Source organism: Streptomyces sp. NBC_01092 (assembly GCF_045039535.1).
Classification (GTDB): Bacteria; Actinomycetota; Actinomycetes; order Streptomycetales; family Streptomycetaceae; genus Streptomyces.
Map to the genome: position 1 here is coordinate 3384349 of NZ_CP108659.1, position 26334 is coordinate 3410682.

The 26334-nt window shown below is 71.3% G+C and carries 25 protein-coding genes; 13 read left to right on the forward strand and 12 right to left on the reverse strand.

Annotated features, from left to right (window positions below; genetic code table 11):
- Positions 1 to 60: 60 nt before the first annotated feature.
- Genes OG254_RS15150 through OG254_RS15170 form a run of 5 tightly spaced genes read right to left on the reverse strand, consistent with a single transcriptional unit; the run spans position 61 to position 3904 of the window.
- Complete coding sequence (locus tag OG254_RS15150) at positions 61 to 1398, reverse strand: cytochrome P450 (RefSeq protein WP_405581833.1); 1338 nt, start codon at positions 1396 to 1398, stop codon at positions 61 to 63.
- Positions 1395 to 2000 (reverse strand): ATP/GTP-binding protein, encoded by a 606-nt coding sequence (locus OG254_RS15155; RefSeq protein WP_147996256.1) that lies wholly within the window; start codon positions 1998 to 2000, stop codon positions 1395 to 1397. Before OG254_RS15155 ends, OG254_RS15150 begins: the two co-directional genes overlap by 4 nt.
- Positions 1975 to 2352, reverse strand: a complete 378-nt coding sequence (locus OG254_RS15160) for a DUF742 domain-containing protein (protein WP_147996255.1) — start codon at positions 2350 to 2352, stop codon at positions 1975 to 1977. The genes OG254_RS15155 and OG254_RS15160 overlap by 26 nt, the downstream gene beginning before the upstream one ends.
- Positions 2349 to 2750 (reverse strand): roadblock/LC7 domain-containing protein, encoded by a 402-nt coding sequence (locus OG254_RS15165; RefSeq protein ID WP_147996254.1) that lies wholly within the window; start codon positions 2748 to 2750, stop codon positions 2349 to 2351. Before OG254_RS15165 ends, OG254_RS15160 begins: the two co-directional genes overlap by 4 nt.
- Complete coding sequence (locus tag OG254_RS15170; RefSeq protein WP_405581836.1) at positions 2747 to 3904, reverse strand: ATP-binding protein; 1158 nt, start codon at positions 3902 to 3904, stop codon at positions 2747 to 2749. Before OG254_RS15170 ends, OG254_RS15165 begins: the two co-directional genes overlap by 4 nt.
- A 285-nt stretch (positions 3905 to 4189) precedes the next feature.
- Here OG254_RS15170 and OG254_RS15175 point away from each other — a divergent pair, with 285 nt between their 5' ends.
- Positions 4190 to 5860, forward strand: coding sequence for a hypothetical protein (locus OG254_RS15175; RefSeq protein WP_405581839.1), 1671 nt, complete (start codon positions 4190 to 4192; stop codon positions 5858 to 5860).
- Here the strand turns inward: OG254_RS15175 and OG254_RS15180 are convergent.
- Complete coding sequence (locus OG254_RS15180; protein WP_405581841.1) at positions 5814 to 7868, reverse strand: bifunctional glycosyltransferase 87/phosphatase PAP2 family protein; 2055 nt, start codon at positions 7866 to 7868, stop codon at positions 5814 to 5816. The genes OG254_RS15175 and OG254_RS15180 overlap by 47 nt on opposite strands.
- Positions 7869 to 8167: 299 nt before the next feature.
- On the opposite strand from OG254_RS15180, the gene OG254_RS15185 reads away from it, so the two are divergent.
- Complete coding sequence (locus OG254_RS15185) at positions 8168 to 9286, forward strand: DUF2330 domain-containing protein (protein ID WP_405581843.1); 1119 nt, start codon at positions 8168 to 8170, stop codon at positions 9284 to 9286.
- Positions 9287 to 9378: 92 nt separating this feature from the next.
- On the forward strand, positions 9379 to 10050 hold the full coding sequence (locus tag OG254_RS15190; protein WP_405581846.1) for an O-methyltransferase: 672 nt from the start codon (positions 9379 to 9381) through the stop codon (positions 10048 to 10050).
- A 12-nt stretch (positions 10051 to 10062) separates the two neighbouring features.
- Here OG254_RS15190 and OG254_RS15195 read toward each other — a convergent pair whose 3' ends face one another.
- On the reverse strand, positions 10063 to 10455 hold the full coding sequence (locus OG254_RS15195) for a hypothetical protein (protein WP_147996248.1): 393 nt from the start codon (positions 10453 to 10455) through the stop codon (positions 10063 to 10065).
- A 98-nt stretch (positions 10456 to 10553) separates the two neighbouring features.
- Here OG254_RS15195 and OG254_RS15200 point away from each other — a divergent pair, with 98 nt between their 5' ends.
- Both OG254_RS15200 and OG254_RS15205 read left to right on the forward strand, forming a co-directional pair.
- Entirely contained in the window at positions 10554 to 11003 is a 450-nt protein-coding gene (locus tag OG254_RS15200) for a DUF1992 domain-containing protein (protein ID WP_405581849.1), read from the forward strand.
- 119 nt (positions 11004 to 11122) lie between these two features.
- Positions 11123 to 11776, forward strand: coding sequence for a dihydrofolate reductase family protein (locus OG254_RS15205; protein ID WP_405581851.1), 654 nt, complete (start codon positions 11123 to 11125; stop codon positions 11774 to 11776).
- A gap of 197 nt (positions 11777 to 11973) precedes the next feature.
- Here OG254_RS15205 and OG254_RS15210 read toward each other — a convergent pair whose 3' ends face one another.
- Complete coding sequence (locus OG254_RS15210) at positions 11974 to 14031, reverse strand: DHA2 family efflux MFS transporter permease subunit (protein ID WP_405581853.1); 2058 nt, start codon at positions 14029 to 14031, stop codon at positions 11974 to 11976.
- 326 nt (positions 14032 to 14357) lie between these two features.
- Here OG254_RS15210 and OG254_RS15215 point away from each other — a divergent pair, with 326 nt between their 5' ends.
- Positions 14358 to 15206: a peptidoglycan-binding protein gene (locus OG254_RS15215; RefSeq protein ID WP_405581855.1), complete on the forward strand. Its 849-nt coding sequence runs from the start codon at positions 14358 to 14360 to the stop codon at positions 15204 to 15206.
- A gap of 193 nt (positions 15207 to 15399) precedes the next feature.
- On the opposite strand, the gene OG254_RS15220 is transcribed toward OG254_RS15215, so the two are convergent.
- Both OG254_RS15220 and OG254_RS15225 read right to left on the reverse strand, forming a co-directional pair.
- A complete protein-coding gene (locus tag OG254_RS15220; RefSeq protein ID WP_405581858.1) occupies positions 15400 to 16071 on the reverse strand; it encodes an HAD family hydrolase in 672 nt (223 codons plus the stop codon).
- A gap of 192 nt (positions 16072 to 16263) precedes the next feature.
- Complete coding sequence (locus OG254_RS15225) at positions 16264 to 16851, reverse strand: TMEM165/GDT1 family protein (protein ID WP_405581861.1); 588 nt, start codon at positions 16849 to 16851, stop codon at positions 16264 to 16266.
- Between the two features lie 411 nt (positions 16852 to 17262).
- Between OG254_RS15225 and OG254_RS15230 the strand changes: the two genes are divergently transcribed.
- The 5 genes from OG254_RS15230 to OG254_RS15250 all read left to right on the forward strand — a co-directional run bounded on the left by OG254_RS15230 (position 17263) and on the right by OG254_RS15250 (position 23305).
- Complete coding sequence (locus OG254_RS15230) at positions 17263 to 17907, forward strand: HNH endonuclease family protein (protein ID WP_405581864.1); 645 nt, start codon at positions 17263 to 17265, stop codon at positions 17905 to 17907.
- A gap of 109 nt (positions 17908 to 18016) precedes the next feature.
- Positions 18017 to 19660, forward strand: a complete 1644-nt coding sequence (locus tag OG254_RS15235; RefSeq protein ID WP_405581867.1) for an alkaline phosphatase D family protein — start codon at positions 18017 to 18019, stop codon at positions 19658 to 19660.
- A 323-nt stretch (positions 19661 to 19983) separates the two neighbouring features.
- Positions 19984 to 21924 (forward strand): FAD/NAD(P)-binding protein, encoded by a 1941-nt coding sequence (locus OG254_RS15240; RefSeq protein ID WP_405581869.1) that lies wholly within the window; start codon positions 19984 to 19986, stop codon positions 21922 to 21924.
- An 89-nt stretch (positions 21925 to 22013) separates the two neighbouring features.
- A complete protein-coding gene (locus OG254_RS15245) occupies positions 22014 to 22451 on the forward strand; it encodes a DoxX family protein (RefSeq protein ID WP_405581871.1) in 438 nt (145 codons plus the stop codon).
- 248 nt (positions 22452 to 22699) lie between these two features.
- Complete coding sequence (locus OG254_RS15250; protein WP_405581874.1) at positions 22700 to 23305, forward strand: DedA family protein; 606 nt, start codon at positions 22700 to 22702, stop codon at positions 23303 to 23305.
- A 113-nt stretch (positions 23306 to 23418) separates the two neighbouring features.
- On the opposite strand, the gene OG254_RS15255 is transcribed toward OG254_RS15250, so the two are convergent.
- Complete coding sequence (locus OG254_RS15255) at positions 23419 to 23658, reverse strand: DUF2277 domain-containing protein (RefSeq protein WP_147996239.1); 240 nt, start codon at positions 23656 to 23658, stop codon at positions 23419 to 23421.
- A 94-nt stretch (positions 23659 to 23752) separates the two neighbouring features.
- Between OG254_RS15255 and OG254_RS15260 the strand changes: the two genes are divergently transcribed.
- A complete protein-coding gene (locus OG254_RS15260; protein WP_405581877.1) occupies positions 23753 to 24658 on the forward strand; it encodes a ketopantoate reductase family protein in 906 nt (301 codons plus the stop codon).
- Between the two features lie 112 nt (positions 24659 to 24770).
- Positions 24771 to 25211, forward strand: a complete 441-nt coding sequence (locus tag OG254_RS15265; protein ID WP_405581880.1) for a VOC family protein — start codon at positions 24771 to 24773, stop codon at positions 25209 to 25211.
- A 41-nt stretch (positions 25212 to 25252) separates the two neighbouring features.
- On the opposite strand, the gene gap is transcribed toward OG254_RS15265, so the two are convergent.
- Entirely contained in the window at positions 25253 to 26251 is a 999-nt protein-coding gene (gene gap, locus OG254_RS15270) for a type I glyceraldehyde-3-phosphate dehydrogenase (RefSeq protein WP_351187738.1), read from the reverse strand.
- Positions 26252 to 26334: the final 83 nt, after the last annotated feature.

Below are 26334 nucleotides of genomic sequence, written 5' to 3' on the forward strand. Positions count from 1 at the left end.
GTTCATGCAGTTGCCAGCGGCAGTTGCCTGTTACCTGTGTCACGCATGCGGAACCGGGGCTTACGCCCTGACCCACTTCAGGAAGGAACTCCAGAGCCCTCCGCGTTCCTTGTTCGAGGCAGTCGCGTCGGCGGCGGCTTCCTGTTCCGTCCGAGTCGGCTGGGGCTGCACCGAACGCCGCGGCGTGGTCGGCGTGAAGCGGGCCGGCAGCTGCGCCAGGGCGCGGTTGAACGGGCCGGGCCGCCAGGTCAGGCTCTCCTCCGGGACGGCGAGTTCGACGTCGGGCAGCTCGTTGAAGAGGTGCTCGATGGCCGCCAGGGTGATGAGCCGGGCCGGCTCCTTGGAGGGGCAGGCGTGCGGTCCCGCGCTCCAGGCGAGGTGCGCCCGGTTGCTGGTCTGCCCGCCCGCCGCCCGCGCCGAGGCGGCGTTGGCGGCCTGGAAGCCGACCAGCACCAGATCGCCGGCGCTGAGCTTGCCGCCGGCGAACTCCATGTCCCTGGCCGGGTAGTGGGGCGCGTAGTTGGAGATGGGCGGGTTGTGCCACAGGGTCTCGTCGAGGGCGTCTTCCAACAGCCCGTTCTGTGCGTACCGGTCGTTGGTCAGCAGCAGGTGCACGGTGTTGGCGATGAGGTTGCGCAGCGGTTCCGCGCCGGCGCCGATCAGCAGCACCAGCTGGTGGATCATCTCCGCGTCGTCCAACTTGGCCGGGTGCTGCATCAGCCATGAGGTGACGTCGTCGCCGGGCCGGGACCGCTTCAGCGCGACCAGTTCGGCCACGGCCTGGATGAGGACCTCGTTGGCCCGCTCGGCGTTGATGCCGTCGAAGATGCCGGAGACGCCGAACATGACCCGGTCGCCGATCTCCGCCGGGCAGCCGAACAGTTCGTTGAAGACGAACAGGGGGAGCTGCTTGGCGTAGTCGTTGAGCAGGTCGGCGGAGCCGCGGGTGCTGAACTGGGCGAGGAGGTAGTGGGCGATCCGGTCGACGTTCACGCTCAGCCGGTGGCTGTCGACCCGGGCGAAGCTCTCGGTGACGGCCTGGCGCAGCCGCAGGTGCTCGGCGCCGTCGGTGAACATGCAGGTGGGCCGAGGGCCGAGCAGCGGAAGGACGGGGCTGTCCGGGCTGATGCGGCCCTCGTTGAGGTCGCGCCAGCGGCGGGGGTCCTTGCGGAAGTCCCCCGGGTTCTGCAGGAGGTCGAGCGCCGCCGCGTAGTCCGTGACGAGGGTCGCCTCCACGCCCGGGGCCAGCTCGACGGGGGCCGTCGAGCCGTGGTGGCGCATGTAGTCGAAGTAGGCCTGGGGGTCGGCGGCGAACTCCGCCGTGTACATGGGTATCCGTTGGCCGCTGCCGTGCGCCGGGCAGCCCGGCGGCGGTGCGGGGAAGTCTTCGCTGGTCATGCGTGCTCCAGAGCGGCGCGTTCCTGTAGGTAGCGAACGAGAGTGATCAGCGCCTGCGCCGATGAGTTCTCGTCACGTGCGTCCATTACGACGACTGGGGTGTCCGGCAGCAGGTCGAGCGCTTCCCGCAGCGCCATCTCGGTGCGTTCCGGCGTGTGGTCGAAGCGGTTGACGGCGATGGCGTAGGACAGGCCGTACTGCTCGATCAGGTCGATCACGGCGAACGAGTCCGCCAGCCGTTCGGGGTCCACCAGGACCAGGGCGCCCAGGGCGCCGCGCGCCATGTCCTCCCAGATCTGGATGAACCGCTGCTGGCCCGGGGTGCCGAACAGATAGAGCACCACGTGGTCGCTGATCGTCAGCCGCCCGAAGTCCATGGCGACCGTGGTGGTGGTCTTGCTCCGCACGCCCTTGAGATCGTCGACCGCCTCCGCCACCCGCGTCATGTTCTCCTCGGTGGAGAGCGGGGGGATCTCGGAGATGGTGCCGATGAACGTGGTCTTGCCGACCGCGAAGTGCCCGACGACCAGGATCTTCACCGCTGTCTGCGCGGCGCCGCCCCGGACGTAGGCGTCCTCATCCAAAACGCGCTTGGAGTCCATCCAGCACCTCCTGGAGAAGCTGTTGGTCGACGAGACGTGCCCGGGGCACGGGCGCTCGGGTGATCAGGTATCCCCCCTCTGCCAGCGAGCTGAGGAGGATCTTCAGCACACCCAGGGGGAGCTGGGTGTGCCCGGCGAGCTCGGCGACGGAGAGGTAGCCGCCGGAGCACATGTCCAGGAGGTGTTGCTCTTCGGGGGAGAGCCGGGTCGGGCGCTGCCGTTCGTCGCTGACCGTCGTCACGAGGGTGATCAGGGAGAACTTGTCCTCGGCGGGCAGATCACGCCCGCGTGTGATGACGTACGGCCGTACTAACTCGGCGGCTTCCGACTCGTCGGGGGTGTTGTCAGTCATGAGCGGTGGCCGATGTCCTCACGGGGTGATGTGGCCAGTTCCTTGCCCAACTGGCCGACCAGCTGCTGCATACGGAAGGTGATGTCCGCCATGTCGATGTCGGGGGCCGCCGAGACGGCGAGGTAGGCGGCCTCGCCGGCGGAGATCAGAAAGACCCAGCCGCCGTCGAACTCCACCAGCGTCTGGCGCCACTGCATGTTCTCGCCGTCGCAGAAGAAGCCCAGGGACCGGCTGAGCGACTGCACGCCGCTCATCGCGGCGGCCACGGTGTCTGCCGAGTCCCGCCCGAGATCCTTCGTGCGGGCCATCAGCAGACCGTCGGCCGAGACCAGGACAGCGTGCAGGGCCCCGGGAATCTCCAGGGCACTGTCCAGCATCCATGACAGGTCGTTCTTCACGAGGTCGTCTCCGGTCCCTTGCGTCCGTCAGCGTGGCTCCCGCGCATCGCGTCCAGCGGTGCGGCGCGGCCGGTCTGGGTCCCCCGTTGGAAGGCGCTCATGATCGACGCCGTCTCCTCGGTGGAGCGGGCCGGTGAGCGCGCGGCGCCCGGACTGCTCGGGACGACGGCCATGGGCCGCTGCTTGCGCCGGCGCTTGGGCAGTCCGTCGGCGGTCGTCGCCGACGCGTCCGCGCCGGCGGCGTCCGCAGTTGCGTCGGCGTCGAAGGCCTCGGTCGGCTTCTTGGGCTCCGGCATGCTGGTCAACAGCTCCTCCGGCACGAGTACGACCGCGCGGACACCTCCGTAGGGGGAGGTGGAGTCGACGGAGACGGTGAAGCCGTAGCGCTCGCAGAGCGCGCCGATCACCGCGAAACCGAACTGCGGAGGGTTGCCCAGGTCGGAGACGCTCGCCGCGCGTTCCCCGGACAGCAGCTCCCCCGCCCTGGCCTTCTCCTCCTCGTTCATGCCGACACCCGCGTCGTCGACGACGATGCAGATGCCCTTGGGCACGGACCGGACGTTGATCTCGACCACGGTCTCGGGCGCCGAGTAGCTGGTGGCGTTGTCGAGGAGTTCCGCGACCGCGAGGGCGACCGGTTCGACCGCCCTGCTGGTGACGGCGTAGTCGACCTGCGAGAGGATCTCGACCCGCTGGTAGTGGCGGATCCGCCCCTGCGCGCTGCGGATCACGTCGTAGACCGAGGCGGGGTCGCGCTGCCGGCCGAGCCAGCCCTGGCACAGGACGGCGATGGACTGCGCCCGCCTGCCGAACTGGGAGTTCATGTGGTCGATCTCCAGCAGATCCCGGAGAATCGGTGAATCTCCGTATTTGGTCTGCAATTTGGAGATGACGAGTTGCTGTTCGGCAGCAAGGCCCTGAAGTGTCCGCATCGCGGACTTCAGCACGGTTTTCGTCTCTTCGCCGGCCCGTTCCTCGGTCTGCCGGACGATCGCGTCGTATCCGCCCTCCAGATCGACGTACGAGGACTTGAGCTCGTCGTTCCGCTTGCGTAACTTTCGTATCGCCTTCTGCTGGCGAACAATGATCGTGGCAGCAGCAGGGGCACCGACTACGAGCCCCCAGATCGCCGGATCCATCACGTATTGCGTCATAAGACTCTCTTTGAGCGACTGAAGCCCCGTTGCTGAAAACCCCCCGGTCGCTTCCGGGAGGCGGCAGTACACGCGGACTCACCGACAGGGACTCGCCCTTACTGCCGAGACGTTTCATCTCGGAGCTTGTGGCCTGCCTGGCAAGTGCTCGGAGCATATCACCGGACCTGGCTGACGATTCGTCAAATACCTTGCGAATGCCGCGAGTTGGCGGAGATTCGGGTGCCCCTCGATGAAGAATGTGTGTACTCGGCGGGCTCACCCGGACCGCGGCCGGTGCCGCCGATGAACGAACCGGCCCGATTCGGCGTCTTGGGTCACGTGGTCCCTGCCGAACTCACCCGTACAAGACCCGCGCCGCCGGCCGCTCCCGCCGAGCGCGGGCTCGCGCGCACGCTGTGGAACCGTCACCGGGTCCCGCTGCTCGCGACGCTCCCCGCCCTGCCCCTGTACGCGATCTGGTGGGCCTTTCTGGCCACCGGCGGCGGCGACCTCGCGGCGCAGTACGCCTGGGCCGGGTTCGCGGCGCGGCACGGCGATTCCGCTTACAACCTCTTCTGGTACGGCGGCACCCATACCGCCAACTACAGCCTGATATCCCCGTATCTGATGGCCGCCGTGGGCGTGCGCGCGCTCACCGTCGTCTCCGGTCTCGCCGCCGCCTGGCTGGCGGCCCTGCTCATCGAGCGGACGGGCCTGCGAAGACCCCTGGGGCCGGCCCTGCTCGCGTCGTTCGCCCTGTGGTGCAACGTGGCCTCCGGGCGCACCACCTTCGCGCTCGGCGTCGCCTTCGGACTCGCCGCGTGCCTGATGCTCACGCGGGAGCGCCGGGTCGTCCTCGCCGCCGCCTACGCCGCCCTGGCGACCATGGCCAGTCCCGTGGCCGGGCTGTTCCTGGTGGTCGTCGGAGCCGCGTACCTCGTCAGCCGCGACTGGTCCCGCGCCCTCGCCCTGCTCCTGCCGCCCGCCGTCGTCGTCGGCGTGACCACCCTGGTGTTCCCCTTCAAGGGCGAGCAGCTGATGTTCGCCGGGCGAATATGGCCGCCCTTCTTCCTGGGCCTGGCCGTCACCCTCCTCGCCCCGCGCACCTGGCGGGTCGCCCGCATCAGCGGTGCCGTCTACGCGGCGGGGACCGTCCTGACGTATCTCGTCGCCTCCCCCATCGGCACGAACGTCGAGCGCTTCGCCGAGCTGTTCGCGCCCGCCGCGCTGCTCGCCGTGCTGCTCGCCCAGCCACAGCTGGCGAAGCTGCGCCGGAACCTGCTGATCGCCGCCCTCGTCTTCTCCGTCGCCTGGGTGACCAAGAAGACCGCCGACGACCTGTACGTCTCCACGAAGGTGCCGGCCTGGGCCGCCGAGACCCACGGAGTGGTCCGCGCCCTGGACCACCTCGGCGCCGACCGCACCCGCGTCGAGGTCGTCCCGGCCCGCAACCACCGCGAGGCCAGCGGGCTCGCCCCGCACGTGAACATGGCCCGCGGCTGGAACCGGCAGCTCGACATGGAGCGGGCCCGGCTGTTCTACGACGGGTCCTTCTCGCCCGCCACCTACCGGGCGTGGCTGGACCGCTGGGCCGTCGGGTTCGTGGTGCTGCCGCTGGGCAGGCCCGACGGGTACGCCAAGGACGAGGCGCGGCTGGTGCGGGACCACCGTCCCGACTGGCTGGAGCCGGTGTGGCAGGACGCGCACTGGCGGGTGTTCCGGGTGAAGGACGCGCGGCCGCTGGTGAGCGACCCCGCGACCGTCGTGTCGACGTCCAGCGCCGACATCGTCATCCGCATGGCGCGGGCGGGCAGCGCCACCGTGCGCGTCGCCTACTCGCAGTGGCTGCGCGCGGACGGCGGCGGATGCCTCACCCCGCAGGGCGAGTTCACCCGGCTCACCGTCTCCGCGCCCGGCGAGTACCGGATCAGCTCGGAGTACGGTCCCTCACCGGAGCCGGGGAGTCGCTGCTGACCTTCTCGGCCTGTGCCGTCACCACCTTGGCGCGCGGGCCCTGGAAGAGGTACGTCACCCCGAAGCCGGCGCCCACGACGGCCGCGCCGCCGACCGCGTCCAGCACCCAGTGGTTGCCGGTGACGACGATCGCGGTGACCGTGAAGAGCGGGTGCAGCAGGCCCAGCGCCTTCATCCACCACCTCGGCGCCAGCATCACGATGACGATGCCGCACCACAGGGACCAGCCGAAGTGCAGGGACGGCATCGCCGCGTACTGGTTGGTGAGCTCGGTCAGCGTGCCGTAGTCGGGCTGGGAGAAGTCCTGCACGCCGTGGACCGTGTCGATGAAGCCGAGGCCGGGCATCAGGCGGGGCGGGGCGAGCGGGTAGAGCCAGAAGCCGATCAGGGCGAAGACGGTGGCGAAGCCGATCGCGGTGCGGGCCCAGCGGTAGTCGGTCGGGCGGCGCCAGTACAGGACGGCGAGGATCGCGAGCGGGACGCCGAAGTGGAACGACTCGTAGTAGAAGTCGAAGAAGCTCCGCAGCCAGTCGACCTTCACGACGGCGTGGTTGGCCCAGTACTCGATGTCGATGTGCAGGGCGCGTTCGACGGAGTGGATCTCCTCGCCGTGCTCCTCGGCGGTGACCCGGCCGGCCGAGTTGGAGCCGCCTGCCGCGGCGAGCCGGATCTGGGCGTAGGCGTAGTAGGTGACGCGGATCAGCAGCAGCTCGAAGAGCAGGTTCGGGCGGGAGACGACCCGGCGCAGGAACGGCACCAGCGGGATGTGCCGGAAGCGGGAGGGGACCTTGTCGGCGTACCGGGTCGGGACCGGTGTCTGCCAGTACGGCGAGGTGCGCGACAGGAACGGCACGACGGCGGCCGTGACGACGGCGGCCAGCAGCACCAGGTCGGCCCGCAGCGGATGCAGGATCACCTTGTCCGGCACCATCATCCGCGCGGGCAGGGTCATCACCAGGATGATCGCGACCGGCCAGACGTACCGGTCGGAGGTCCGTCTGCCGACCTGGCCGACGACCGCGAGCAGCACCCACAGCAGCTGGTGCTGCCAGGCGGTGGGCGACACGACGATCGCCGCGCAGCCGGTGACGGCGACGGCCAGGAGGAGCTGTCCGTCGTGGGCGTAGCGCACGGCCCGGCGCAGCGCGAGGACGGCGACGGCGGCGCCGAGGAGCAGGAAGAGGGCGATCTCCAGCGGGCCGGTCAGCCCGAACCGCAGCAGGGCGCCGTGCAGCGACTGGTTGGCGAGGTCGTCGGCCCGCCCGCCGAGGCCGACGCCCGCCATGTGGTGCACCCAGTAGGTGTACGAGTCACCGGGCATCGCCGCCCAGGCGAGCAGCGTGCACGCGGCGAACGTGGCGCCCGTGGAGAGCGCGGCCCGGCGCCGGCCGGTGAACCACAGCAGCGGGGTGAACAGCAGCAGGGTCGGCTGCAGGGCGGCCGCGACGCCGATGAGCACGCCGCTGGTGCGCTCGCCGCGCACGGCGAAGCAGCCGAGCAGGACGAGCAGGACCGGCATGATGCTGGTCTGGCCGAGGTAGAGGGTGTTGCGCACCGGCAGCGACAGCATCAGCAGGCTGATCGCGACGGGCGCGGCGAGCAGCGAGGTCCTGCGGCTCACGGGCTGGGGCAGGGCGCGGGCGGCGATCAGGCCGAGGGCGACGACGAGCAGGAGGGTGCCGAAGGTCCAGCCCCAGCCGAGGGCCTGCTCGGCGGCGCGGGTCAGCGGCTTGAGGACGAGCCCGCCGAACGGCGTACCGGTGAACTGCGTGGAGTCGTACAGCGAACCCTTCACATGCAGCACGCCGTCCGGCCCGACCCAGGTCTCCAGATCCGTCAGCCGCTCCCCGCGCGGCGTACTGAGGACGACGGCCACCTGCCGTACGGCGAGGATCGCGGCGACCAGCCACAGCCCGAGCCGCGCCACGCGGACGCGTGCCTGGACCGCGCCGACGGCCGTCGCGCCGAGCGCATCAGCCGTTCGCCCACCATGTTCCGCATTCGCCACGCCTCGTCGGCCTCCCGCCCCGATTCGTCCCACGCGTCCCATGCGTCATGAATCTTTTCGAACCCAGTGGGCCCGCACCACCCCGGGGAGGAGACGCCGGCCACCCCGGATTCACCTGACGTCCGCCCTCCTTTTGTCCGGATGACGATAGTCGGAGGGGGATTCGGCCGCCTCCGGTGGGGCGCGGCATGTCTCACATCGCGCCGCCCCGCCCCCGGATGGAGGATCACCGCCGTACCGTCTGAAGCTCTGGCGTCGGCCACGGCGGCGGGGCTCGCGGGACGGAGGGGCTGCACGCGATGGCGGACTTACTGCGCGGAGGGGTTCGGAGGCGGGCGCTCACCGTCGTCCTGGCGCTGCTCGCCCTCCAGCTCGGCCAGCTCGCGGCGCCCGCGTGGGCGTGCGGCTGCGGGGCCATGGTGCCCGGTGACGCGCGGCGGGTGGCCGTCGGCCGTGAGGAGTCCGTGGTCCGCTGGGACGGGACGAACGAGCAGGTCGTGATGCGGCTGACCGTCGACGGGGATGCCGAGCGGGTCGCGTGGATCATGCCGGTGCCACGGCGGGCGACGGTCCGGCTCGGCGACCCCGGGCTCTTCGACGAGCTGCACGAGGTCACCGCCCCCGTGCACCGCACGCGGTACCACTTCTGGCCCCAGGACGGTGACTGGCCCCTGGTGACCGGCGACGGCACGGTGGGCGCCCCGCGCCCGCCCGGCGCTGCCGGCGGACCTCCCGTGAGCGTCGTCGGCCGGCAGCGGCTCGGCCCCTTCGACGTGGCCCGGCTGACGGCCACCGACCCCGGCGCGCTGGACCGCTGGCTGGACAGCAACGGCTTCGCCCTGCCGCCCCGCCTGGCCGGGGCCCTGCGGCCGTACGTGCAAAAGCGCTGGGAGTACGTGGCCGTGAAGCTGGCCCCGCAGACCACCGGAACGGCCCTGACGGGTGCCCTGGACCCGCTGCACCTCACCTTCCGCACCGACGAGCCGGTCTACCCGATGCGCCTGTCACGCCTGGCCGGCACCCCGCAGTCCCTGGGCCTGTACGTGCTCGCCGCGCACCGGATGGAACCGGCGTCCGGGATCGGCGGCGAACGTCCCCGCGTCACCTACGCCGGACGGGTGACGGCGAGGACCGGCCCGCTGGCCGAGCTGGCGGCGGGGGCGCCGTTCCTGACGGCGATCGGCCAGGAGTTCCCGTACCCCGAGCGCATCCGGGGCGACCACGAGCTGCGCCGGGCGAGGGCCGACGACACCTTCCAGCAGGTGATCTACGAGGACCGGCTGCGCACGGTGGCCGGCGTCCCGGTCTGGCTGGTGACGGTGACCGCGGCACTCGCCGCGGCGATGGCCACGGCCGCGGTGCTCGCCGTACGACGCACCCGGCCCCGGCCCGGGCAGCCGCCTGCGCCGACCGGCTGAATCCACGATCCTGGAATTCCGGGAGTCCATCGGGGAACGGATAGTTGGCGGTGTTACTTAGCGCTTTAACCAGCCATACGAAAGGCAAGGCGATGAGCGAGTCGCAGGTCTGGGACGACGTCGACGAGTACTTCTCCGCCCACCTCTCCCCCGACGACGACGCCCTCCAGGCGGCCCTGCGCGACAGCGACGCGGCCGGACTGCCGAGCATCAGCGTCACCGCGACCCAGGGCAAGCTGCTGCGGCTCCTCGCCGAGATCCAGGGCGCCCGCAACATCCTGGAGATCGGCACCCTCGGCGGCTACAGCACCATCTGGCTGGCCCGCGCCCTGCCCGACGACGGCCGCCTGATCTCGCTGGAGTACAGCGCCAGGAACGCCGAGGTCGCCACCCGCAACATCGCGCGCGCCGACCTGGACAGGATCGTCGAGGTCCGGGTCGGCCCGGCCCTGGAGTCGCTGCCCAAGCTGGCCGACGAGAACCCGGCCCCCTTCGACCTGGTCTTCATCGACGCCGACAAGGCCAACAACCCCCACTACATCGACTGGGCGCTGCGGCTCACGAGCACGGGCAGCCTGATCATCGTCGACAACGTGGTGCGCGGCGGCCTGGTCGTCGACGCCGACAGCGACGCGCCGGACATCCGGGGCACCCGCGCCGCCATCGAACTGATCGGCAGCCACCCGAGGTTGAGCGGCACGGCGATCCAGACGGTGGGCGGAAAGGGCTACGACGGCTTCGCGCTGGCGCGGGTGCTGGCGTAGCCCTCCCGGGGCTCAGGCCTCGTGGTAGAAGCCGACGTTGACGCTGCGGGGCGCGGTGCGGTCGTGGATGACGATCTCGCCGCTGCCGCCCCTCGGCAGCGGTACGGTCCCGCCGTAGCCGATGGGCTGGGCGTACTGCCCCACGGTGAGCCGCACGTCGGAGGACGGGTCGGCCTGCGAGCCGCGCAGCCAGGACACCTGCCAGCTGCCGTCGGGCCCGCACAGGAACTCCAGATGGACCCGCGACACGAACAGCCAGTCGTCCGGCGTCGAGAGCCGGCACACCGCCTTGTCGCGGCCCACCCGCAGTACGGCGCCCGGCTCGCTGGGCGCGTCGGCCATGAGCATGCCGGCCGTGGCACCCTCGTCCGCCGCGGACACGGCGGCCATCGTGAGTTCGAGCACTGGCGCCCCTCCTGAAACGTCCTTGTACAGCGGCCGTTTTGGCCGCCGACGCCGCATGATAAATCGCCCGGCACCGCCGCGTCCGGCACAATGAACTCATGACCGAGCGAAAGCCTCCCGGTGTCCCGTTCGAGTCCTGGGTCGACAAGCAGATCCACGATGCGCAGGTCCGGGGCGACTTCGACCGGCTGCCCGGCGCGGGCGAACCGCTGCCGAACGACCTGGAAGCCCCGTACGACGAACTGTGGTGGGTCAAGCGCAAGATGGCCCGCGAGGGCCTGTCCGTCCTCCCCCCGGCCCTGGCCCTGCGCAAGGAGGCGGAGGACGCGCTGACAGCGGCGTACGCGGCTCCCACGGAACGGACCGTCCGGAAGATCATCACGGACGTCAACGCCAAGATCCGCGACATGCTCCTGAAGCCACCGCCCGGCCCTCCCCTGGGCCGCAAGCCCTACGACGTGGAAGAGGTCGTACGGGAGTGGCGGGAGAGGCGCCGGACGACGGGCGGGACGCATGTGCCGGACGCGTCGGGTGCGTCGGACACGTAGCAGCCTCGAACGGCGCCCACATCGCCCGGCCCGGCGTGTCGATTCGGCGGCTCCCCGATCGACGTCATGGTGAAAGCCCGCGCATGACGTAACCGACACACGGAAGGGATGGGGCACCCATGTCACTGGTCCGCGTCCACAACTTCGCCATCTCACTCGACGGCTTCGGCACCGGCGAAGGCCTGAGCCAAGAGGCTCCGTTCGGCCACGCCGGCGAAAGGCTGCACGAGTGGATGTTCGCCACCCGGTGGTGGCACGAACTGACCGGCCGCCCCGGCGGGAGCGACGGCCTCGACAACGCCTTCGTCCAGCAGTTCACGCCCGGAGTCGGCGCCGAGATCATGGGCGCCGGAAAGTTCGGCCACCCCGGCTGGCACGAGGACCCGCAGTGGAAGGGTTGGTGGGGCCCCAACCCGCCCTTCCACACACCGACCTTCATCCTCACCCACCACCCGCGCCCGTCGATCGAGATGGAGGGCGGCACGACCTTCCACTTCCTCGACGCCTCACCCGCCGAGGCCCTGGCTCAGGCCCGCAAGGCCGCGGGCGACCAGGACGTACGCATCGGCGGAGGCCCCACCGTCGTCCGCGACTTCCTGGCCGCCGGGCTCATCGACCACATGCACGTGGTGGTGGTCCCGATCCTCCTGGGCCGAGGCGCCCGCCTCTGGGACAACCTGGAAAGCCTCGAAGAGGCCTACGAGATCGAGACCGTCTCCTCACCCACCGGAGTGACGCACCTGACGTTCACCCGCTCCCCGGAGCACGACTAGCCGCGGGCGGCGCGAAGGGGACGTGCCGGGGGGTGTCCGCCCGCAGCGGCGGGCGTCAAAAAACAGTACCTCTCTGAGGCACAGCAACCGCCCGACCGAGGACGGACACCCCCGGCACGGCCCCGACCCACCCCACAACCGTTGGGCGCTACGCGCACCCTCACCGAACAGCAACGGGCCGCCGCAGGCACCCCCGCTCACCCACCGGACGCACCCGGCCGCTCCCGCTCCGACCCGCACAACTCCGAGTTCAGCTCCGTCACCAGCTGAACCAGATCGGTAGGCCGGTCCGGCCCCCACCAGTCCCCCAACAACTCCGCCAGCGACTCCTCCCGAACCCGGGCGAGCCGCTCGGCGACCTCCCGCCCCCGATCCGTCAGCACGAGATCGAGCCCCTCCCGGACACCGAGCCCCCGCCCCTCCACCTGCCGAGCCGCGTCCAGGATCACGGTCAGCGGCACGGTACTGCGCTCCGCGAGCACCCCCGGCTCCACCCATCCGTACCGCTTGATCCGCAGCAGCAGCCAACTGGCCGCGGGCAGCAGGTCGTACCCCGCCCGCTCGGTGATCGTCCGGTAGACCTCCCGCCGCCCCTCCCGCGTACCGAGCACGGACAACGCCCGGCACACCTCGTCGTACGACGACCGCTCGACGGGATTGCTGGCCAGCGTCTCGGTGACATCGGGCGCGGTGACCGACCCGCGCAGCTTGTCCTCCCGCAGGAACCAGGCCAGCGCGAACCCGAGCAGCGCGACCGGCGCGGCGTACAGGAACACGTCGGTGATCGCGGAGGCGTACGCCTGCAAGGCCGCCGGCCGTAGCGACCCCGGCAGTTCGCCGATCCCCCGCGGATCCGACTCCAGCCCCGCCAGCGAGACCCCCTCCGGCAGTTTGACCCCCCGGTACGCCTGCACGAGCTTGTCGTCGAGCCGGCTCGCGAAGATCGTGCCGAAGATCGCCACCCCGAACGAGGCCCCGATCGACCGGAAGAACGTCGCCCCTGAGGTCGCGACGCCGAGATCCTCGTACGGCACGGCGTTCTGCACGATCAGCACCAGCACCTGCATGACCAGCCCGAGCCCCAGCCCGAAGACGAAGAAGAACAGGCTCATCTCCCAGGTGGAGCTGTCCACTTCCAGCTGATGCAGCAACAGCAGACCCAGTACGGTCACTCCGGTCCCGGCGATCGGGAAGACCTTCCAGCGCCCGGTACGGCTGACGATCTGCCCGGACCCGGTGGACGCCAGGAGCATGCCGACGACCATCGGCAGCATGTGCACACCGGACATGGTCGGGCTGACGCCCTGCACGACCTGGAGGAACGTCGGCAGATAGGTCATCGCGCCGAACATGGCGAACCCGACGATGAAGCTGATGACCGCGGACAGCGTGAAGGTCCGCACATGGAACAGCTTCAGCGGCAGCACGGGTTCGGGAGCCGACCGCTCCACCGTTACGAACACCACCGCGAGCACCACCCCCAGCAGGGCCAGCCCGACGATCTGCACCGACCCCCAGCCCCATGTCGTCCCGCCGAGGGACGCCACCAGCACGAGACAGGTGGCCACGGACGCGATGAGGAACGTGCCGAGGTAGTCGATGACATGACGCGTCGACTTGTGCGGGATCCGCAGCACGGCGGCGATGACGGTGAGCGCGACGGCCCCGACGGGAAGGTTGATGTAGAACACCCACCGCCAGCTCAGATGCTCCGTGAACACCCCGCCGAGCAGCGGCCCGAGCACACTGCTCGCCCCGAACACGGCGCCGAACAGCCCCTGGTACCGGCCCCGTTCACGCGGCGGGACGATGTCCCCGACGATCGCCATGGACAGCACCATCAGCCCGCCGCCGCCGACGCCCTGAACGGCCCGGAAGGCGATGAGCTGAGCCATGTCCTGCGCCATGCCGCACAGCACGGAACCGACCAGGAAGATCACGATCGCGATCTGGAAGAGCCGCTTGCGCCCGTACTGGTCACCGAGCTTGCCCCACAGCGGGGTGGCGGCGGTGGACGCCAGCAGATACGCCGTCACGACCCAGGACAGATGCTCCAGTCCGCCGAGGTCGCTGACGATGGTGGGCAGCGCGGTGGACACGATCGTCTGGTCGAGCGCGGCGAGCAGCATCCCGAGGAGCAGCGCGCCGATGGAGACGAGGACGTTGCCGGGCACGTTCTCGTGCGCCGCGGCGCGCCGCTCCGGGGGCTGCGCGTCACGCACATTTCCCGTCATACCGTGCGCGTCCCCGGCCATGAAGACCTCCCGAAGGTCTCGTTACATCCTCCATCGTGATCGCTATGTGCCGTTACGGCCTGTCGAGTCCGATTGGAAGCACCCCTTCCGGGGGCTTGCGGAGAGAGCGTGAGGGACGTCTGCATAATCTGGGGAGTTCGCGAGGGAGGGACGAACGCGTGACAGAGCCGAGGGGCACCGAGGGGCCGGGGGGCCCTCAGAACCCGGGTAGCCCGAATGGTCACCTTTGCCCGCAGTGCGGTGCGCCGCGGGCCGCCGACAACACCCCGTCGTGCGGCTGCGGCGAGCGCGCGTCCGAGGCCCTCAGAGACGCCCGTACGACACAGGTGGCAGCGGCGGAGGACTTCGATCCGCTGCGCATACGGCCATACGTGGAGCTGGAGCGCGACAACCCCGCCGAGACGATGCAGCTGCGGCCGATAGACCCGCAGCAGCCGGCCCCACAACCCCCGACTCCGCCGGCGTCCGCGGCGACGACACCGAGCGCGCAGGACCTGAACCTGTTCGAGCTCGACACGGCGCCGGACGACGAGGACGACAGGGACGAGGTGCGCGGCACGGCTTCCCGGCACCGCCGCACGATCCTGCTCGGCGTGGGCGGAGGGCTCGTGGCCGTGATGACGGCGGCGGGCCTGGCGAGCGGCCTGTTCAGCTACGAGGCGCCGTCCCGGAAGACGGCACTCCCGGACGACGTACGGGCGAGCGTCCCGGCCGCGTCGAGCAGCGAGACGGAGGCCGGCGCTACGCCGACCGAGAGTGCGACGCGGCCGGAAGTGCCCCCGGCCTCCGCGTCACCGACCGAGAGGTCGACGCCCTCGCCGTCCCCGTCCCGGTCGACGGCGTCCCCGAGCGAGAGCCCGACCCCGTCGACGCAGCCGACGAACTCCCCCTCGCCCAGCGAGGCGGCGACCGGTTCCCAGCAGGAGTCCGCCGCTCCGCGCGAGCCCGCGCCGACGGTGCTGAGCCGGGGCGACCGGGGTCCCGAGGTCACCGAACTCGAACTCCGCCTCACCCAACTCGGCCTGTACACGAGGCAGGCCAAGGGCAACTACAACGAGGGCGTCGAGGACGCGGTCGCCCGGTATCAGTGGGCGCGGGGGGTCCAGCCGGAGGAGTACGGGGTGTACGACCTGGAGACCAGGGAGAGCTTGGAGTCGGAAACGACCGAGCCGTGACGCTGCGCTGCGGGGGCGGTTCGCCGTAGAGCTCGGGACCTCGGGTCCGTCGGCGGCTGCGGGCCGTCTGTGGCCGTTCGCGCAGTTCCCCGCGCCCCTGGGTCGGCGGCCGCGAGGCCGACCTCCAGGGGCGCGGGGAACTGCGCGACCAGCCGACACAACCCGCAGCCGCCATCGAACCGTCAGTCCCGAGCTATTGGGCGATGACCAACCGGATCCCGCCACCCGCCGCGGCCTCGACCCGCACCTGCCGCAAATCCGTCACCAGCACATCCGGCCCGTGAAAACCGGCCCGCGCCCCGACCCCCACAACCCGCATCCCCGCGGAGCGCCCCGCCTCGATACCGGCCGCGGAGTCCTCGAACACCACGCAGTCCGCGGGCGCGACGCCCAGCTCGGCGGCCCCCTTCAGGAAACCCTCGGGGTCCGGCTTGCTGGCGCCCACCGACTCCGCGGTGACCCGCACTCCCGGCTGCTCCAGCCCGGCGGCAGCCATCCGTGCCGTGGACAGCGGGACATCGGCCGACGTCACCAGCGCGTGCGGCAGTCCCTGCAGGGAAGCCAGGAATTCCGACGCCCCGGGAATCGGCACGACGCCGTCCACGTCCGCCGTCTCCTCGGCGAGCATGCGCGCGTTGTCCGCGTAGTTCTGCTCCATCGGCCGGTCGGGCAGCAGCAGCGCCATCGAGGCGTACCCCTGGCGTCCGTGCACGACCTTCATCACCTCGTCCCCGTCCAGCCCGTGCCGCTCGGCCCAGCGACGCCAGATCCGCTCGACGACGGCGTCCGAGTTGACGAGGGTGCCGTCCATGTCGAGCAGGAGGGCACGGGCGGTGAGCACGGTGGGCACGGTGGTGGCCGTCATCGGCAGCTCCAAGGCGAGGGGCACGGGGGTACAGGTGGCCCCCGGTGGAACAAGGTGGCCCCGCCCGCCGGTCAGGGAAAACAGGCGGGAACCACTTTGTTCCTCCACGGTACAAAACAGAACCCCGATCGCGCCACCGCCTGCGGGAACCGTTCACCGACCGTTCAGCTCGCACCGGGCCGGGCGCGAGGCTCAGCCGACGATCGCCTCCCACAGGCTCCACAGGCCCAGGGCCAGCATCAGCAGCGCGGCCACCTTGGTGATCAGCTTCAGCGGCACGCGCCGCATCAGCGCCTTCCCGCCGACGATGCCGAGCCCCGCCACGGCCCACAGCGCCAGCACCGCACCGATGCCGACCGACAGCGGATCGTCGTAGCGCGCCGCGAGGTTCGCCGTCATGATCTGGGTCAGATCACCGAACTCGGCGACCAGGATGAGCATGAACCCGGCCCCGGACACCTTCCAGAAGGACTGGTTCTCCGGCTTGCGGACCTCGTCGCCATCGTCGGCCCCGCCCTTCGTCATGAGCAGCACAGCCGCGCCGCCCAGGAAGAGCACACCGGTGAGCGCGTGCACGATCTGCTGCGGCAGCAGCGTCAGCACACTTCCGGCCGCCACGGCCAGCGCCACATGCACCGCGAACGCGGCGGCGACACCGGCGAAGACGTACGAGGCGCGATAGCGCGTACCGAGGACGAGCCCGGCGAGCGCGGTCTTGTCGGGCAGTTCGGCGAGGAAGACGACGCCGAAGACGACCGCCGTCACGGTGAAGCTGATCAAGGTTCCTCAATCGGTCGGGGCTGCCCCACCGAGAGCGATGTCACTGCGCTACGACACCTCGGCACGGCAGCACACTCGGCACCCGTGCCATACGGCACGGGCGTGCACTGCTTGCCGAAGGTCTCGCTGGCCGACCTCGGATACGAGGTCCGCCTCCGGGCGCCGGCTCAGACGAGCTGAGCAGTATGTCGACGGTCCGGCGAAGAGCTACTCCCCTTCTGCGCCGTCCATCGTACGCGACGGAGTCGAACGAGCCATCGACCGATTCACAGGAAGAAAGTCACACCCTCAACCTTGTCGTGTCATGAACGCGTCACTAGTTTCTTACCGCACGCACACCTCCCGGCAATGCGGCGCCGCGAGCATTCCTTAGCTCGCTCGCCAACACCCCCACTCCTCAAGGGAGTTAGCATGTCGAAGTTCTACGCGCGTCGACGGGTCAGCATACTCGCGGCCCTCAGCGGTCTCATAGCCTCTGTCGCGCTTTTCAACGCTCCGACCGCCTCCGCCGCGCTCCCCACCCCCGTCAGCGGCGCCACCGCCCGTAGCTACCTCGCCCAGCTCACCGTGGCCACCGAGGACCGCACCGGCTACGACCGCGACCTCTTCCCGCACTGGATCACCCAGTCCGGCTCCTGCAACACCCGCGAGGTCGTCCTCAAGCGCGACGGCACGAACGTCGTCCAGGACTCCGCCTGCGCCGCCGTCAGCGGCAGCTGGTACTCCGTCTACGAGGGCGCCACCTGGACCGCCGCCTCCGACGTCGACATCGACCACCTCGTCCCGCTGGCCGAGGCCTGGGACTCCGGAGCCGACAGCTGGACGACCTCGCGGCGCCAGTCCTTCGCCAACGACCTGACCCGCCCGCAGCTCATCGCCGTCACGGACAACGTGAACCAGGCCAAGGGCGACCAGGACCCGGCCACCTGGATGCCGTCGCGCACGGCCTACCGCTGCACCTACGTCCGCGCCTGGGTGCAGGTGAAGTACTACTACGGCCTCTCGGTCGACTCGGCCGAGAAGTCCGCCCTCACGAACTACCTCGCGAGCTGCTGACAGCCGCCTGACGCGGTACCGCCGGAGTTCGGCAAACCGTGATCTGCGGAACCTCGCCGTTCCCCTCCGTCGTTCCGTACCGTACGGGGCGACGGAGGAGGGCGATGACGTGGCGGAACTGCGCCTGGGGCCACTGCTGAGGTACGTCGACGACTCGGCCGCGACCGTGTGGGTCGAGGCGAGCCGCCCGTGCGCCGTCCAGGTGCGCGGGGCGGACGGGCTCGGCGGCGAGGCCCGTACCTTCCAGATCGCCGGCCATCACTACGCCCTGGTGCCGGTGACCGGTCTCACGCCGGGGACGACGACGCCGTACGAGGTCCTTCTCGACGGCGTGGGCGTGTGGCCGCTTCCCGGCTCCCCCTTCCCGCCCTCCGTCATCCGCACCCCGGCCGAGAGCGACCCCGTCCGGCTCGCCTTCGGCTCCTGCCGCTGGGCCGCGCCGCCCGCCGACGAGAAGGACCCGGTGGGGCCCGACGCGCTCGACACCCTCGCCGCCCGGATCGCGGCCGACCCCGGCGCCGAGCGGCCGGACGTGCTGGTGCTGCTGGGCGACCAGGTGTACGCGGATGAGACCTCCAACGCGACCAGGCGCTGGCTGGCCGCCCGACGCGATCTGAGCGAGCCGCCGGGCAACGAGGTCGCGGACTACGAGGAGTACACCCGCCTCTATTACGAGTCCTGGCTCGACCCCGAGGTGCGCTGGCTGCTGTCCACCGTGCCCAGCTGCATGATCTTCGACGACCATGACGTCATCGACGACTGGAACACCTCCGCCGCCTGGCTCGCCGACATGCGGGCCACCCCGTGGTGGCGCGAGCGCCTGCTGAGCGGGCTGATGTCGTACTGGGTCCACCAGCACCTGGGGAACCTGTCCCCGGCCGAGCTGGCCGCCGACCCGCTCTACGCCGCCGTACGCGAAACCCCGGACGGCACCGACGAGTTGCGCTCCTTCGCGTCCAAGGCGGACGCCGACCCGGCCTCGGTCCGCTGGAGCTACCGGCGCGACTTCGGGCGGGTACGGCTGCTGATGGTGGACACCCGGGCGGCCCGGGTCCTCGACGAGAAAGCGCGCTCCATGCTCAACCCCGGCGAGGCACAGTGGCTGCGCGAGCAGGCGCTCGACGCCCCCGGCTCCTGCGACCACCTCCTGATCGGTACGTCCCTGCCCTGGCTGCTGCCGCACCTGGTGCACGACGCCGAGGCGTGGAACGCCGCGCTGTGCCGGGGCGAGCGCGGTGAGCGCTGGGCGCGGTTCGGCGAGGATCTGCGGCAGCGGGCCGACCTGGAGCACTGGGCGGCGTTCCCGGGGTCCTTCGACGCGCTGGCCGGGCTGATCGCCGAGGCGGGGTCGGGAGCGGGGGCGCCGGCGACGGTGTGCGTGCTGTCGGGGGACGTGCATCACGCGTACGTCGCCGAGCCGACCTGGCCGGACGGCGAGGGGCCCGACACCGCCCGGGTCTTCCAGCTGACCTGTTCGCCCGTCCACAACGCCATCCACATGGCGGTCCGGCTCGGCTTCCGCTTCGGCTGGAGCGCGCTCGCCCGGGTGCTCGGGCGGCGGTTCGCGGGGCACGGGGGCTGCCCGAAGCCGCCGATCGACTGGCGCCGGACGGGCGGACCGTGGTTCGGCAACCAGCTCATGACCCTGACCCTGCGGGGCCGCGAGGCGCGGCTGCGGCTGGAACAGGCACAGGAGGGACGCGGAGGCCCTGCGCGGCTGCGGACGGTGACGGAAGCGGAACTCACGCCGTGAGGGTGCCGCGTTCGGTTCGTTGGCGACTGCGGGTTGTGTAGGGCTGGTCGCGCAGTTCCCCGCGCCCCTTTGAGGTTGGCTGCGGCAGAGCCCACCCAGGGGCGCGGGGAACTGCGCGACCAGCCCCCACCGGCCCGCAGCCGGCTACTGACCCGAAGTCCCCGAACTCGCCCCGTATTCGGCACATTCCGACCGCTTGCGACCACCGTGGCATGTGATGCTCGTGATGCATCCCACACTCGCTCCCCCCGGGTCTCGGCCTGCCCCGCTCCCGACGGCATGATGAGCCGGACCGTCCGCTTCCGCTCGGACGATTCGCTCCAATGCGCCCCACACGCCCGGGAGTCACCCCTTTGACCGCACCGACCCCCGCACCGACCCCGGTCTCCTCCAGGGTCTCCGTCGCCCTGGTCGGCGCCGGACCCCGCGGCACCAGCGTCCTGGAGCGCCTCTGCGCCTGCGCTCCCGACCTCCTCCCGCCCGGCGCGCTTCTCACGGTCCATGTGATCGACCCCGCACCGCCGGGCCCGGGCCGGGTGTGGCGGACCGCGCAGTCGCCCGAGCTGCTGATGAACACGGTCTCCTCGCAGGTCACCCTCTTCACCGACGAGAGCGTCGACTGCTCGGGCCCGATCCGGCCCGGCCCCAGCCTCCACGACTGGGCGGCCGGCGAGCTGGGCCCGGACGAGTACCCGACCCGTGCCCAGTACGGCCGTTACCTGGAGTGGGTGTTCGCGAAGGTCGTGCGCGAGGCGCCGCCCACCGTGCGCGTGCAGACGTACGCGGCCCGCGCGGTGCGGCTCGACGACGCGCCCGACGGCTGCCAGGTCCTCACCCTCGACGACGGCCGCGTCCTGCCCGGCCTGTCCGCCGTGGTGCTGGCACAGGGCCATCTGCCGGCGGCCGTCGACACCGCCCAGCGTCACCTCGTCGCCCACGCCGAGCGGCACGGCCTGCGGTACGTGGCACCCGCCAACCCGGCCGACGTGGACCTGTCGGCCATAGCCCCGGGCGAGCCGGTGCTGCTGCGCGGCCTGGGCCTCAACTTCTTCGACCACATGGCCCTGTTCACGACGGGCCGCGGCGGCCGTTTCGTACGGGACGCCGAGGGTCTGCGCTACCTCCCCTGCGGCAACGAGCCGCGCCTGTACGCCGGTTCGCGGCGCGGCATCCCGTACCAGGCGCGCGGCGACAACGCGAAGGGGCCGTACGGCCGCCATCTCCCGCTCGTCCTGACGCCGGAGGTGATCGCCGGCTTCCGCAAGCGCGCGGACTCGGGCGAGGCTCCGGACTTCCTCGCGGAGATATGGCCGTTGGTCGCGAAGGAGGTGGAGACCGTGTACTACGCGGCCCTGATACCGGCGACCGGGCGGGCCGGCTTCACCGAGCGCTTCCTGGCCGTGCCGCACGGCGACCCCCAAGAGGCTTGCCTGCTGGACGAGTTCGGGATCCCGGAGCGGGGGCGCTGGAGCTGGGACCGGGTCTCACGGCCGTACGCCGAGTGCGACTTCCCCGATCCCGGGCGCTGGCGCGCGTGGCTGCTGGCGTATCTGCGCGAGGACGCCGCCCAGGCCGCCCGGGGCAATGTGCACGGCCCGCTGAAGTCGGCCCTCGACGTCCTGCGGGACCTGCGCAACGAACTGCGCCTGATCGTCGACCACGGCGGCCTCGCCGGCACCTCCCGCCGGGACCATCTGGACCGCTGGTACACCCCGCTGAACGCCTTCCTGTCCATCGGCCCGCCCCGGCGGCGCGTCGAGGAGCTGGTGGCCCTGATGGAGGCGGGCGTGGTGGAGGTGCTCGGGCCGCGCCTCGATGTGCGGGAGGAGGCGGATGCGTGGGTGGCGCACTCCCCCGAGGTGCCGGGCTCGGTGATCCGGGCGACGACTCTGGTCGAAGCGCGGCTGCCGGAACCCGACTTGCGCCGCACGGCGGACGAACTGCTGGCCAGGCTGCTGAAGACGGGACAGTGCCGGCCGCACACCGTCGACGGCTACGAGACCGGGGGGCTGGACGTGACACCGCGTCCGTACCGGCTGATCGACCGCCAGGGGCAGGCGCACGCACGGAGGTTCGCGTTCGGGGTGCCCACGGAGGGGGTGCACTGGGTGACGGCGGCGGGGGCGCGGCCGGGTGTGGATTCGGTCACTCTCGCGGACGCGGACGCGGTGGCCAGGGCGGCACTACGTGCCGTTGTTCCCGGGACGGAAGGGGATGCCGGGACGCCAGTGTGGCCAAATGTTGAACTTGCAAGCATTGATTAGCCCAGCCTAACGTGGGGCGACCGTTCACTTTCCGTCCCCAGGCCGATGCTCACCGGCACCGGCCGCTCCAGACCGAGGGAGCCCCCCACATGACCGGACGCCTCAACAGCGCCCAGCCGTATGCCATCGGCCTGTTCCGCATCGTCGTCGGCCTGCTCTTCGCCTGCCACGGCGCCAATTCGCTCTTCGGCACGTTCGGCGGCGAGACCCCGGACGCCGGCACCTGGCCCAGCTGGTACGCCGCGGTGATCGAACTCGTCGGCGGCAGCCTGGTCCTGCTCGGCCTCGGCACCCGCGCCGCGGCGTTCATATCCTCCGGCGCCATGGCGTACGCGTACTTCAAGGTGCACCAGCCGCAGGCGCTGTTCCCGATCGAGAACAGCGGCGAAGGCGCCGCCATGTACTGCTGGGCGATGTTCCTGCTGGTCTTCACCGGCTCCGGCGCGTTCGGCCTGGACCGGCTGTTCGCCAAGCGCTCCGGGTCGCAGGACAGGGCGGCGGCCGACCAGACGCCGGTCGCGGCCTGACGGTCCGGCACGACGGCGCCCGTACCCGCGAGTCCCACGCGGGTACGGGCGCCGTTCGTCTGTGCCCGGCGGCAGCTGGGTGAACATGTTGTGCCGATGACACGAGCCCCCCATGAACCTGCTGTCACACCCCCGGCGTACGCTGTATGGCTGTCATAGGCCGCCCCTGCCGCACCCCCACGACGTCGCGGCACGGGTCCGGCCACGGGGGTAAACGGGGAGTTGTGGTGTTCGAGGGGATCGAGGACGTGGGATCGCTGACAGCGGGCCCATGGATCTATGTGGTGGTCGCGCTGTCGGTGCTGCTGGACGTGTTCCTGCCGGTCCTGCCCAGCGGCGTTCTGGTGATCACGGCGGCCACTGCCGCCGCCGCGGGATCGGGTGCCGCGACCGGTCAGGTCCCCGGCGAGGTCCCGGACATCCTGGCCCTGACGCTCTGCGCCGCGACGGCCTCCGTCCTCGGCGACCTGGTGGCCTACCGCCTCGCCTGGCGCGGTGGCGCCCGACTGGACCGCGCGATCGCCAGCTCCCGCCGCCTGACATCGGCGCAGGAACGTCTCGGCACGGCCCTGGCACGGGGCGGCGGCGCCCTGGTGGTGCTGGCCCGGTTCGCTCCCGCGGGCCGCTCGGTGGTCTCCTTCAGCGCCGGCGCCACGCATCGCAGCGCCCGCGACTTCCTGCCCTGGTCCGCCCTGGCGGGCCTCGCCTGGGCCGTCTACAGCGTGGCCCTGGGCTATTTCGGCGCCCAGTGGCTGGGGCCGACATGGATGGCCACCGCGGTGTCGGTGGCGGCGCTGTTCGCGGCGGGGGCGGTGGCGACGTACCTGGTGCGGCGCAAGCCCGCGCAGGCCTAGGCGTAGGAAGCCCGCGCAGGCCTAGGAAGCCCCGCATAGGCATAGGCATAGGCGTCGAGTGGGCGAAGGGCGTACGCCCGCCGCCCGCGACCACGACGGCCGGTGGGCCGGCGCTATCCGGCGGCCCTGCGCGCCGTCGCGGGGGCTCCTCGCACCTCCAGTCCGTCGAGCAGTTCGGCCGTGGCCTCGGCGATGGCGTCCACGGCCCGGTCGAAGACCTCCTGGTTGTGCGCGGCCGGGGCCCGGAAGCCGGAGACCTTGCGCACGTACTGGAGGGCGGCGGCCCGGATCTCTTCCTCCGTCGCCTCCTCGGGCAACACGGGCGGACGGAGTGTCTTGATGCTGCGGCACATGTCGACCAGTCTCCCTCGGGTCGGTGCCGGTCTGCCATGATCGGGTCCGTGGCGGCCACCGCTGAGGGCGGGGCCGACCGACGAGAGGATGCGTATGACGGCGAACGACGGACTCACCGTGGCGGTCCTGGGCCCCGGCGGCATCGGCGGCCTGCTCGCCGCGCTGCTGTCCAGGTCCGGCCACCGCGTCATCTGCCTGGCCGGCGACGAGACCGCGAAGACCCTGCGCACGAAGGGAATCCAGGTCCGCAGCGGCCTGTTCGGGGACTTCACGGCCCCGGTGGAGGCCGACACCGAGCTCCGCGAACCGGTCGACGCCTGTCTGATCGCGGTCAAGGCCACCGCCCTCGACGCGGCCCTGACCCGCGTTCCGCCCGCCACGCTGGGTGACGGGCTGGTCGTACCGTTCCTGAACGGTGTGGAACACCCCGAGCTGCTGCGCACCCGGTACCGCCCGGACCGGGTGGCCCCCGCCGCCATCCGCGCCGAGTCGACCCGGGTCGCCCCGGGGGAGATCGAGCACGGCACGCCCTTCGCCGAGATCGACCTCACCGGTGACCCGGTCCCCGACGACCGCCTGGCCGCCCTGGCACAGATACTCGGCGCGGCCGGCCCCACGACCAGGGTTCACGCCGACGAGGCGGCGACGCTCTGGGCGAAGATGTCCCTGCTGGCGCCCTTCGCCCTGCTCACCACCCGCTACGCCCTCCCGGTCGGCGACGTACGCACCCACCACCGCGAGGAGTTGCTGTCCCTCGTCGACGAGGCCACAGCCGTCAGCGGCGCCTGCGGCGGCCCCTCCGACCCGGCCCAGGCCCTCGCCCGCTACGACGCCTTCCCGTCGACCACGAAGTCGTCGATGCAGCGGGACGCCGAAGCGGGCCGCCCCCTCGAACTGGACGCCATCGGCGGCGCGTTGCTGCGGGCGGCGGAGCGGCACGGGGTGCCGGTGCCGGTGACGACCCGCCTGGTCGGCGAGTTGCGGGACGCGGGTCACTGAGGCCGGAGCCGGGGGCTCTTCGGCTCAGCGGGCGATGTCGAGAACGGCCCGGTGGCTCCGTCCCAGGGGCGGATACAGCCACCGTGGCCGCACCACATCGAGGAGGCCCAGCATGACGATCCGGCGGATGGACAACGTCCTCATCGTCGTCGACGACCTTGACGCCGTCGTCTCGTTCTTCGTCGAACTCGGCATGGAGCTGGAGGGCAGAGGGCCGGCCGAGGGGCCTTGGGTGGAGCGCGTGATCGGGCTCCACGGCGTCCGGCAGGAGATCGCCATGCTGCGGACCCCGGACGGCCACGGCCGCATCGAGCTCGCGATGTTCCACCAGCCGAAGGCGATCAGCCCCGAGCCGAAGGACGCGCCGGCGAACACGCTGGGCATGCGTCGCATCATGTTCGCCGTCGACGACATCGAGGACGTCATCGCCCGCCTGCGCACCCACGGCGCCGAACTCGTCGGCGAGCTGGCGCAGTACGAGGACGTCTACCGGCTCTGCTACGTCCGCGGCCCCGAGGGCATCATCGTCGGACTGGCCGAGCAGCTGGGCTGACCGGCGCGGTCGCCGGAGCGGGGTACCGCCCCGGCGTCCGGTCAGCTGCCGGCGAGGAGTTCGAGCGTGTCGATCACGCGGTTCGAGAAGCCCCACTCGTTGTCGTACCAGGCGACCACCTTGACGTGGCGGCCGTCGACGCGGGTCAGGGCCGAGTCGAAGATCGACGAGGCGGGATTGCCCACGATGTCGGAGGAGACGAGCGCGTCGTCGGAGTACTCGAGGACCCCGGCGAGCGGCCCCTCGGCCGCGGCGCGGTACGCCGCCAGCACGTCGTCGCGCGTCACGTCGCGGGCGACGGTCGTGTTGAGTTCGACGATCGAGCCCACCGGCACCGGCACGCGGATCGAGTCGCCCGACAGCTTGCCTTCGAGGTTCGGCAGCACCAGGCCGATCGCCTTGGCGGCGCCGGTCGTGGTCGGCACGATGTTGACACCGGCGGCACGGGCGCGACGGGGGTCGCGGTGCGGACCGTCCTGCAGGTTCTGCTCCTGCGTGTAGGCGTGCACCGTCGTCATGAACCCGTGCTCGATACCGGCGAGTTCGTCGAGGACCGCGGCCAACGGGGCGAGCGCGTTGGTGGTGCAGGAGGCGTTCGAGACGATCGTGTGCACGGCCGGGTCGTACGCGTCGGTGTTGACCCCGAACGCGAGCGTGACGTCGGCGCCGTCCGACGGCGCGCTGACGAGCACCTTCTTCGCGCCCGCGTCGAGGTGGGCGCGGGCGGCCTTGGCCGAGGTGAAGCGGCCGGTGGCCTCCAGGACGATGTCGACGCCGAGTTCGGCCCACGGCAGCTGCGCCGGCTCGCGCTCGGCCAGCACCCTGATCCGACGGCCGTCGACGACGAGGGCGTCCCCGTCGGCGGTCACCGGGCGCCCGAGCCGGCCGGCCGTGCTGTCGTAGGCGAGCAGCCGAGCGAGAGTGGCGGGTTCGGTGAGGTCATTGACGGCGACGATCTCCAGGGCGCTGTCGCGCTCCAGCAGTGCGCGCAGCACATTGCGTCCGATGCGGCCGAATCCGTTGATGGCGATGCGAGTCATAAGTGATGTCCCTTCCCTTCGCCACCAGGGTCGCCCGGGGCTCGCGCCGCTGACAGTGGCGGGATCGCCATGGTTCAAAAGGA

Excerpts from the sequence above, each read along its gene's own strand:
- OG254_RS15205 (WP_405581851.1), top strand. The coding sequence starts at position 11,123 with ATGTCACTGGTCCGCGTCCACAACTTCGCCATCTCACTCGACGGCTTC.
- OG254_RS15245 (WP_405581871.1), top strand. The coding sequence starts at position 22,014 with ATGACCGGACGCCTCAACAGCGCCCAGCCGTATGCCATCGGCCTGTTC.
- OG254_RS15175 (WP_405581839.1), top strand. The coding sequence starts at position 4,190 with ATGAACGAACCGGCCCGATTCGGCGTCTTGGGTCACGTGGTCCCTGCC.
- OG254_RS15210 (WP_405581853.1), bottom strand. The coding sequence starts at position 14,031 with ATGGCCGGGGACGCGCACGGTATGACGGGAAATGTGCGTGACGCGCAG.
- OG254_RS15170 (WP_405581836.1), bottom strand. The coding sequence starts at position 3,904 with ATGACGCAATACGTGATGGATCCGGCGATCTGGGGGCTCGTAGTCGGT.
- OG254_RS15255 (WP_147996239.1), bottom strand. The coding sequence starts at position 23,658 with ATGTGCCGCAGCATCAAGACACTCCGTCCGCCCGTGTTGCCCGAGGAG.
- OG254_RS15260 (WP_405581877.1), top strand. The coding sequence starts at position 23,753 with ATGACGGCGAACGACGGACTCACCGTGGCGGTCCTGGGCCCCGGCGGC.
- OG254_RS15220 (WP_405581858.1), bottom strand. The coding sequence starts at position 16,071 with ATGACGGCCACCACCGTGCCCACCGTGCTCACCGCCCGTGCCCTCCTG.
- OG254_RS15265 (WP_405581880.1), top strand. The coding sequence starts at position 24,771 with ATGACGATCCGGCGGATGGACAACGTCCTCATCGTCGTCGACGACCTT.
- OG254_RS15200 (WP_405581849.1), top strand. The coding sequence starts at position 10,554 with ATGACCGAGCGAAAGCCTCCCGGTGTCCCGTTCGAGTCCTGGGTCGAC.
- gap (WP_351187738.1), bottom strand. The coding sequence starts at position 26,251 with ATGACTCGCATCGCCATCAACGGATTCGGCCGCATCGGACGCAATGTG.
- OG254_RS15185 (WP_405581843.1), top strand. The coding sequence starts at position 8,168 with ATGGCGGACTTACTGCGCGGAGGGGTTCGGAGGCGGGCGCTCACCGTC.
- OG254_RS15230 (WP_405581864.1), top strand. The coding sequence starts at position 17,263 with ATGTCGAAGTTCTACGCGCGTCGACGGGTCAGCATACTCGCGGCCCTC.
- OG254_RS15190 (WP_405581846.1), top strand. The coding sequence starts at position 9,379 with ATGAGCGAGTCGCAGGTCTGGGACGACGTCGACGAGTACTTCTCCGCC.
- OG254_RS15150 (WP_405581833.1), bottom strand. The coding sequence starts at position 1,398 with ATGACCAGCGAAGACTTCCCCGCACCGCCGCCGGGCTGCCCGGCGCAC.
- OG254_RS15160 (WP_147996255.1), bottom strand. The coding sequence starts at position 2,352 with ATGACTGACAACACCCCCGACGAGTCGGAAGCCGCCGAGTTAGTACGG.
- OG254_RS15240 (WP_405581869.1), top strand. The coding sequence starts at position 19,984 with ATGCGCCCCACACGCCCGGGAGTCACCCCTTTGACCGCACCGACCCCC.
- OG254_RS15155 (WP_147996256.1), bottom strand. The coding sequence starts at position 2,000 with ATGGACTCCAAGCGCGTTTTGGATGAGGACGCCTACGTCCGGGGCGGC.